The organism is Rhodococcus sp. EPR-157 (assembly GCF_001647195.1).
Taxonomy (GTDB): Bacteria; Actinomycetota; Actinomycetes; order Mycobacteriales; family Mycobacteriaceae; genus Rhodococcoides.
Genome location: NZ_LVCV01000403.1, coordinates 1 through 6,811, shown reverse-complemented (window position 1 = coordinate 6,811; position 6,811 = coordinate 1). Strand labels below are relative to the sequence as shown.

11 protein-coding genes are annotated in these 6,811 nt (G+C 63.3%); 3 read left to right on the top strand and 8 right to left on the bottom strand.

Features of this window, described 5'->3' with window-relative positions; all coding sequences use genetic code 11:
* From A2J03_RS18695 to A2J03_RS18685, 3 genes are all read right to left on the bottom strand, one after another.
* The coding region (locus A2J03_RS18695; RefSeq protein WP_231912606.1) for a serine hydrolase domain-containing protein at positions 1-491 on the bottom strand (491 nt) is incomplete at its 3' end.
* A 106-nt stretch (positions 492-597) separates the two neighbouring features.
* Positions 598-1,314 carry a 3-keto-5-aminohexanoate cleavage protein gene (locus tag A2J03_RS18690; RefSeq protein ID WP_068376887.1) on the bottom strand — a complete coding sequence of 239 codons (717 nt, stop codon included), beginning with the start codon at positions 1,312-1,314 and terminating at the stop codon, positions 598-600.
* Positions 1,311-1,871, bottom strand: a complete 561-nt coding sequence (locus A2J03_RS18685; RefSeq protein WP_068376883.1) for a TetR/AcrR family transcriptional regulator — start codon at positions 1,869-1,871, stop codon at positions 1,311-1,313. Before A2J03_RS18685 ends, A2J03_RS18690 begins: the two co-directional genes overlap by 4 nt.
* A 99-nt stretch (positions 1,872-1,970) precedes the next feature.
* Here A2J03_RS18685 and A2J03_RS18680 point away from each other — a divergent pair, with 99 nt between their 5' ends.
* Positions 1,971-2,810 (top strand): alpha/beta fold hydrolase, encoded by an 840-nt coding sequence (locus A2J03_RS18680; protein ID WP_068376879.1) that lies wholly within the window; start codon positions 1,971-1,973, stop codon positions 2,808-2,810.
* Between the two features lie 5 nt (positions 2,811-2,815).
* On the opposite strand, the gene A2J03_RS18675 is transcribed toward A2J03_RS18680, so the two are convergent.
* Positions 2,816-3,871, bottom strand: coding sequence for an SDR family oxidoreductase (locus tag A2J03_RS18675; protein ID WP_068376876.1), 1,056 nt, complete (start codon positions 3,869-3,871; stop codon positions 2,816-2,818).
* A 90-nt stretch (positions 3,872-3,961) separates the two neighbouring features.
* On the opposite strand from A2J03_RS18675, the gene A2J03_RS18670 reads away from it, so the two are divergent.
* Together A2J03_RS18670 and A2J03_RS18665 are read left to right on the top strand one after the other, a co-directional pair.
* Positions 3,962-4,279 (top strand): ArsR/SmtB family transcription factor, encoded by a 318-nt coding sequence (locus A2J03_RS18670; RefSeq protein WP_068376873.1) that lies wholly within the window; start codon positions 3,962-3,964, stop codon positions 4,277-4,279.
* Positions 4,279-4,992, top strand: coding sequence for a YoaK family protein (locus tag A2J03_RS18665; RefSeq protein WP_068376870.1), 714 nt, complete (start codon positions 4,279-4,281; stop codon positions 4,990-4,992). Before A2J03_RS18670 ends, A2J03_RS18665 begins: the two co-directional genes overlap by 1 nt.
* Before the next feature lie 78 nt (positions 4,993-5,070).
* Here A2J03_RS18665 and rraA read toward each other — a convergent pair whose 3' ends face one another.
* From rraA to A2J03_RS18645, 4 genes are all read right to left on the bottom strand, one after another.
* Positions 5,071-5,547, bottom strand: coding sequence for a ribonuclease E activity regulator RraA (rraA, locus tag A2J03_RS18660; RefSeq protein ID WP_068376867.1), 477 nt, complete (start codon positions 5,545-5,547; stop codon positions 5,071-5,073).
* A gap of 10 nt (positions 5,548-5,557) precedes the next feature.
* Positions 5,558-5,929, bottom strand: a complete 372-nt coding sequence (locus tag A2J03_RS18655) for a DUF5313 family protein (RefSeq protein ID WP_068376863.1) — start codon at positions 5,927-5,929, stop codon at positions 5,558-5,560.
* 10 nt (positions 5,930-5,939) lie between these two features.
* Positions 5,940-6,389, bottom strand: coding sequence for a hypothetical protein (locus A2J03_RS18650; protein ID WP_068376860.1), 450 nt, complete (start codon positions 6,387-6,389; stop codon positions 5,940-5,942).
* Positions 6,390-6,495: 106 nt separating this feature from the next.
* Positions 6,496-6,811 (bottom strand): TipAS antibiotic-recognition domain-containing protein (locus A2J03_RS18645; RefSeq protein WP_197480849.1); only part of this gene is annotated, 316 nt, incomplete at its 5' end.

Genomic DNA, 6,811 nt, shown 5'->3' with positions numbered 1-6,811 from the left:
GTGGTCGCGGCGTCGAGCAAGCCCTGGGCGTCGGGCGGAACCAGGGAGTCGAGGTAATTCGGCAGGCCACTGGTGTGATCGAGCAGCTGGCGGATGGTGACGGGCTTGGGCAGCAACCCGGGAAGTACCTCGTCGATGTTGGTGTCCAGCTCGAGCGTGCCCTCGGCGACCAGTTGAAGTACGACTGCGGCGACCATCGACTTGGTGATGCTGGCAATGCGGATCGGGTCGTTCGCCGACGCTTGTTCTGTGGATCCACGCTCGACGACACCTGCCGCGCCCTGCCACTCGCTCGTACCGTCGCGGAGTTCAATGACGGCAGCAGGAGCGCCTTCGGCCACCAACGCGTCGACGACGGTCTGCGCGTCCACGGTTCGGATGGTGCTGACAGTGCTCGTCGTTGGCTGTGGAGCGGGCGTTGTGCTTCCCGCGGCGCACGACACGAGCACGAGAGTTGCTGCAAGGGGTAGTGCGGCCGATCGCAGGTTCACCTGTTCACGATGCAACAGTTCCGGGAGATCTCCAACCTGGACCTCCGCCCCAGTGGTGACGTGGGGGCTCCGCCCCAGTGGCGCGGTTGAGTGCATCGGGGTGCACTCAACCGCGCCACTGAGCTGGAGGCTCCAGTTCGGCCACGGCCGCTGCGACCAGATCGGCGTTGCCGGCCGCGAGGGAGCCGTCGGGCAGGGTGAGGCTGTCCTCCAGGCCGATTCGCGTCGGGAGGTCGAGGCTGACGGCCAGCCGAAGGGTGTTCCAGCAGGTAGCGCCTTCGCCGTGCAACAGGATGGGTACACCGGCGTCGAAGGTTGCCGCCACGAGGTCCTCGGCCGCGGTCGGGGGGTCGTTCGGTTGCACCTCGAGGAGCGCTCGCATGCAGTGTTTTCGCAGATCGGAGTCCAACCACGCGCGAGCCGCACGGACGCTCCACAACCCTGCTTCGACCCCGACCCCTCGATCGAGCAAAACGCGCGCAACCTCGTACGCGCCCTCCTCGTGCCAGTTGACCGATGCGAAATCCGGCAACGTCGTCCACGACGCGATCGCCTTCAACCGGGACGCGGGGTCCGGTGCACTCCACGCACCCGTCGTGACGCCCACTGGTACTCCTGCCATACGCGCTGCCCGCACTGCGGCCTCGACGTGATCCGCGGCGAGAGAGTCTGTGCCGTCGGGGTTCTTGGGGTGAACATGGATCGCCTCGGCACCAGCGCGGACCGCAGCAATCGACTCTGCGGAGATCTGCTCCGCTGTGACGGGTACCGCCGGATGCTCTCTGGGCGTCCGGGGACCGTTGATGCACGCCTTCAGCTTCATGCGCGTGCGGCGACGTCGAGGAGGACCTCGGCTGCTTGCCGGGCCGCTGTTGCGGATTCGGGAGATTCCGAGATTGCTGCAGTGGTCTGTGCGCCCTCCGCGAGCAGGGCGATCTGCAACCCGAGGCTCGCGGGACACCCCGCTTCGACGACCAAATCGGTGACATACTCGACGAATTCGCGTTTGTGCTGGTGGGCTGCGTCTGCGACGGCGGGCATCGTGGCACCGAGTTCCCCGAACGAGTTGATGAACGCGCAGCCGCGAAAGTTGTCCTCACGGAACCACGCGTCGAGGAAGTCGAAAATCGAGAGCACTTTGTCGCGCGGCGAGTCGTGCCGGTCGGCTTCGGCGAGGATGCGCTCGTTCCAGACGGCTGTGCGTCCGGCCAGTACCTGCGCGACGATGTCCGACTTGGACGGGAAGAGCGCATACATCCGCTTGAGTGAAATCCCGGCCGCGGTGCGCAGTTCGTCCATGCCGACGGCCTGCACGCCACGCGCGTAGAAGAGTTCGTCGGCGGCGTCGAGCACTGCCGCCCGCGCGCTGTCCATCTCCATTTCTCACCAACTCCTTGCGCAGAGAACCAACGTTCTCTACGGTAGACCATAGTGCGAGAACGTACGTTCTCCACCAGACCACGACGAAGGGCAACAGCAATGGCTTTCATCAATGTCGGAACAGAGAACAGCACCCCGGTCGACGTCTACTACGAAGATCACGGCAGCGGCCAGGCCGTCGTCCTGATCCACGGCTACCCGCTCGACGGCAACTCCTGGGAACGTCAGTCACGAGCACTCCTCGACGCCGGCTACCGCGTCATCACCTACGACCGCCGCGGCTTCGGCCAGTCCAGCAAGCCCACCGTCGGCTACGACTACGACACTTTCGCATCCGATCTCAACGCAGTCCTCACCGAACTCGATCTCAACGACGTCATCCTCGTCGGCTTCTCGATGGGCACAGGTGAATTGGCGCGCTACGCAGCGAAGTACGGGACCGACCGTGTCGCGAAGTTCGCCTTCCTTGCCTCACTCGAGCCATTCCTGCTGCAGACCGACGACAATCCGACCGGAGTTCCGCAGTCGGTGTTCGACGGTATCGACGCGGCGGCGCGCGAGGACCGCTTCGCCTGGTTCGACAATTTCTATCGTGACTTCTACAACCTCGACGAGAACCTCGGTACCCGAATCAGCGAGGCAACCGTACGCGCGAGCTGGAATACTGCGGTCGCGAGCGCACCCGTCGCGGCGTATGCGGTGGTGCCCAGCTGGATCGAGGACTTCCGCGGTGACGTGCAGAAGGTGCGCGAATCCGGCAAGCCCACGCTCATCCTGCACGGCACCAAGGACAACATCCTGCCGATCGACGCGACGGGTCGCGAGTTCACCAAGGCATTCCCCGAAGCGAAGTACGTCGAGGTCGAGGGTGCCCCGCACGGTCTACTGTGGACGCACTTCCAGGAAGTGAACGACGCACTCCTCGCGTTCGTTCGCTAGGTCACTCACGGAATTACCCTGCGGCGTCGAAGGTCCGAGAAGATGTCGGTGAACATCTTCTCGGTCTCGACGTAGCTGTGAAATCCGAGACGTCTGGCCTTCGAACCGTCGGAGAAGAAGTCGTAGTCCCACCCGAATACGAAGTCTCCGAACGGCCACGCTGCCACGTCTGCATATGCGGTCGGTGCGAGGTGGTACCTGTCGACCATGGAATTCCACAGCGGTTCTTTGTCTGCCATCGTCTCGGTGAGCGACATCTGTAGTGGTGCGGCGACGTCGATCTCGAAGAACTTGGCGATGCTCGGCCATAGCGCCTCCCAGCGGAACAAGTCGCCGTTGGTGATGTTGAATGCTTGGTTCTCGCACTCGGGAGTCGTTGCGGCCCAAACAGTTGCTTCGGCCAGCAGGCCTGCGTCGGTCACCTCCATCAAAGTTCCGTAGGCGCCCCGCTTCCCCGGAAACCTCAGTGGCACACCGAGTTCCTTCGACATTGCAGCGTACACGGCGATGACGGTTGCGAGATTCATCGGGTTCCCGAGCCCGAAGCCGCAGACGACGGATGGCCGAATCGCCGTCCATGTCCACGTGCCCCGAGCGCTGCGATCCTCGAGAAACTTCTGTTGCTCGGTGTTGAATTCGGGTGGCATGTGCCCGGCATCGGATTCCTTAGCCGGCGTCGAGAACGGTCCCAGATGTGCGCCGTACACCTTGTACCCCTGCATCAGGCTGATGTGCCGCAGGTCATCCGATGTGGCCTCGACCGCATCGACGACGTTTCGCAGCATCGTCACGTTCGGTTCGACGAGTTCTGCCCATGTCGGTCGGTCCTGATACGCGGCATAGAAGATATGGGTCGCGTCATGGACCGATGCCAATGCGTTCCTGGTGCCAGTGGCGTCGAGAAGATCGACGGGGATGTGTCGCACCCCCGGTTCGTCGACGCCTCCTCGCCTGGACAGGCCGATGACGTCCCAGTCACCCTGCTGTTTCAGATGCTCGACGAGATTGCCCCCGATCACACCGCGTGCACCCACGACAACCGCCACCTGTCTGCCTTGCATAAGTCCTCCTGATCGATATATCGCAATGTTGCGATGAACAAAGTGAACCATACGTATCGGGAATTTGCGATATGACGGTATGATGCTCGAGTGTCCAAGAATCCCGTCGAGGACGATCTCGCCCTGGCCTTCAAAGCGCTGTCCAATCCCACGCGCGTGGCGATATTGCGATGGCTGAAGAACCCGTCCGACTTTCCTCCGCAACTCGAGCCCGCCGAGGAAGTAGGAGTGTGCCTCAAGCACATTCAGGCCCGAGCAGGTGTGTCCCAATCAACCGCGTCCCAGTACATGGCAACCCTGCAGAACGCCGGATTGGTCACCAGCACGCGGGTGGGGCAGTGGACGCACTACAAGCGAAGCGAAAGACGAATCCAGGAACTGGCTGCGGACGTATCGAGCGAGTTGTGATGACGCACGCGCCGGATCCACGCAACGTGGTGGTGACTTCGGAGTCGGTTCGTCTCGGAGTGCTGCTCGCCGCGGTCGGTGGATTCTTGGACGTCTACACGTTCATGACTCGCGACGGCGTGTTCGCGAATGCGCAGACCGCCAACGTGGTGTTGTTCGGAATCGACATCGCGTCGGGCCAGTGGCAGTCGGCGATGGGGTACCTGCCTCCGCTGGTTGCGTTCGTTCTCGGCGTCTTCACAGCGGAGTTCGTCTCGAGGCCGGCTGTCGCACGGATCGTGAAGCGACCGGTCCGCGCAGTGCTCGTGATCGAGATCGTTGTGATCGCAGTGGTCGGCTTCGTCCCGCTGTCGGTACCCAATGCTGTTGTCACGATCTCTATTTCGTTCGTCGCAGCCTTGCAGGTAACGACGTTCCGAGTGCTGGTGGACCAGGCGTTCAGTACGACGATGACGACCGGCAATCTACGCAGCCTGTCGCAGGCGGTGTTTCATCGAGTCACGGGCGGAGACAAGGCGGCGGGGATGCGGGCAATCAATTTCGGTTCCGTCATCGCGGGGTTTCTCGGCGGTGCAGTGCTCGGAGCCGTGATGGTGAAAATGCTCGACACCGGAGCAGCGTGGGTGGCGTCGGGAATGTTGGTGGTTGCGTTGGCGCTGTTCATGTTCGACGAGTGGCGCGGGGTGCCTCGGGTTCGGCATCCGCTCACCTAGTGGCATGATTGAGTGTCCTCTGGTGCACTCAACCGCGCCACTGGGCGGGGACCGCCTGCAGGATCCGGGCGGGGACCGCTATACGACGACCACTCCGTCGGAGTCGCTGTAGACGATCTCGCCTGGGTTGAAGGTTATGCCACCGAATTCGACGGGCACGTTCTTCTCACCGGATCCGGTTTGCGTGCTCTTGCGCGGGTTGGTGCCGAGTGCTTTGACGCCGATGTCCAGGGTGCGCAGGATCGCCGAATCTCGGATCGCGCCGTTGACGATGACTCCCGCCCAGCCGTTGGTGACGCCTCTACCTGCGATGATGTCGCCGACCAGTGCTGTGTGAACGCTCGCATCGCCGTCCACGACGAGCACCCCACCGTTGCCTGGCTCGCCCAGGGTCTGCTTGACCAGGAGGTTGTCCTGGAAGCACTTGATCGTGGTGATCGGCCCGGCGAACTCGGAGTTCTTTCCGAACTGAATGAATTGCGTGTCGCAGCTTCGGATTTCGGGCCCGATCTCGTCGGCCAGGTCTGCGGTTGCCTTGAATTCGACGGAAGTCATGGTCGAAAGCTTAGTCGAGCCGTCCGTGACGCCTCTCGTACTCGTCCCGGGTGCGGTCCAGCTTGGCTTGTGTGTTCGCATTGAGCAGCTGTGGATCGAGGTCGTGGATGAGCAAACGGTGCCGCCGGTAGACGTTCATCAGTGCGATCGCGAAGTAGACGAGCGGAATGAACAGCAGCGCCATCATCGCCAGGCCGATCCACAGTGGTCCGGGAACGAGCAGGAAGAGCGACAGCAGCGGAATGACGGGCAGCGTGAACCGAACCAGATAGCGGGCCTGAGCCCCGTTGCCGACGAGGTCCTCGCGCACCCAGTCCTGCATCGACGCCGGCAGCACTCGGCCGAACTGGTAGCCCAGGTACTGCCAAAACGTCGGCTTCATACTGCGGACTTTACGCCCTCACCTCGCACAAGACGGCCGCGCCGATCGACAACGCGACTGCATCCTCGACCAACGCCGCCGCAATCGGGGGTATTTTCTTCGACGCCCAAGCGCGGTACGCGTGACCTGCATAGGATGCCGCGATCGCCGAGAGCCCGCCGATGACTGCCGCCGGAATCGGGTCGTCGCCGAGGCGTCGGGCAACGACGAACGCGGCGCCGCTCCCCGCCGCGATTCGTCCGCCGAGGGCGGGCGGGCTGAGCCGCGATGGCGTCGTCGGCAGTTTGTCCATGACGAGCTCGCCCGCGGTGACGACGGCCGAGGCCCCGGCGGCGAGACGCTCTCGGTCGCTTCCTTCGAACCAGGTGAGCAGCCCGACGGTGATGCCGACCGAGCTGCGCAGGCCGCTCGCCTTGCCGATGGAAGCGGACAGAATCGCCGAGCGAAGCGTCGGAGTCATGTTCGAAGTATCCACCCGGGTGGTTACTTTGGCCAGGGACAGGTCGATCTACTCCCCGGTTGTTCGGTTGTGGTCGTGAGATACGCACAACCGGGGAGTAGATCGCCTACTTGCCTTCGGCGTTGGCGACGATGGCGTCACGGACATACCGCGCGAGCCCCGGCGCTACGTCGTCGTAGTGCTTGGTGAAGCGCTCGTCGGCGATGTACATCTCCGCCAGGCAGACGTGCATCTCGTAGCCGCAGTCGTAGTGCTGCTCGATGCCGGCGCGATGGCGCTCGGCGAGTACCGCAGCGCGTTCCGAGTCGGCAGGAACACCGGACTTCATCGCCGCAGCGAAATCGGCTTCCAACGCGTCGGTTTCGGCCTTGATGCGCTTCCAGTCGTCCTTGGTGAACGACGCGGTGCGTGTCTGTGACTGC

Coding starts and splice junctions, on each gene's coding strand:
- A2J03_RS18690 (WP_068376887.1), bottom strand. CDS start 1,314: ATGAAGCTGAAGGCGTGCATCAACGGTCCCCGGACGCCCAGAGAGCAT.
- A2J03_RS18685 (WP_068376883.1), bottom strand. CDS start 1,871: ATGGAGATGGACAGCGCGCGGGCGGCAGTGCTCGACGCCGCCGACGAA.
- A2J03_RS18680 (WP_068376879.1), top strand. CDS start 1,971: ATGGCTTTCATCAATGTCGGAACAGAGAACAGCACCCCGGTCGACGTC.
- A2J03_RS18675 (WP_068376876.1), bottom strand. CDS start 3,871: ATGCAAGGCAGACAGGTGGCGGTTGTCGTGGGTGCACGCGGTGTGATC.
- A2J03_RS18665 (WP_068376870.1), top strand. CDS start 4,279: ATGACGCACGCGCCGGATCCACGCAACGTGGTGGTGACTTCGGAGTCG.
- rraA (WP_068376867.1), bottom strand. CDS start 5,547: ATGACTTCCGTCGAATTCAAGGCAACCGCAGACCTGGCCGACGAGATC.
- A2J03_RS18655 (WP_068376863.1), bottom strand. CDS start 5,929: ATGAAGCCGACGTTTTGGCAGTACCTGGGCTACCAGTTCGGCCGAGTG.
- A2J03_RS18650 (WP_068376860.1), bottom strand. CDS start 6,389: ATGACTCCGACGCTTCGCTCGGCGATTCTGTCCGCTTCCATCGGCAAG.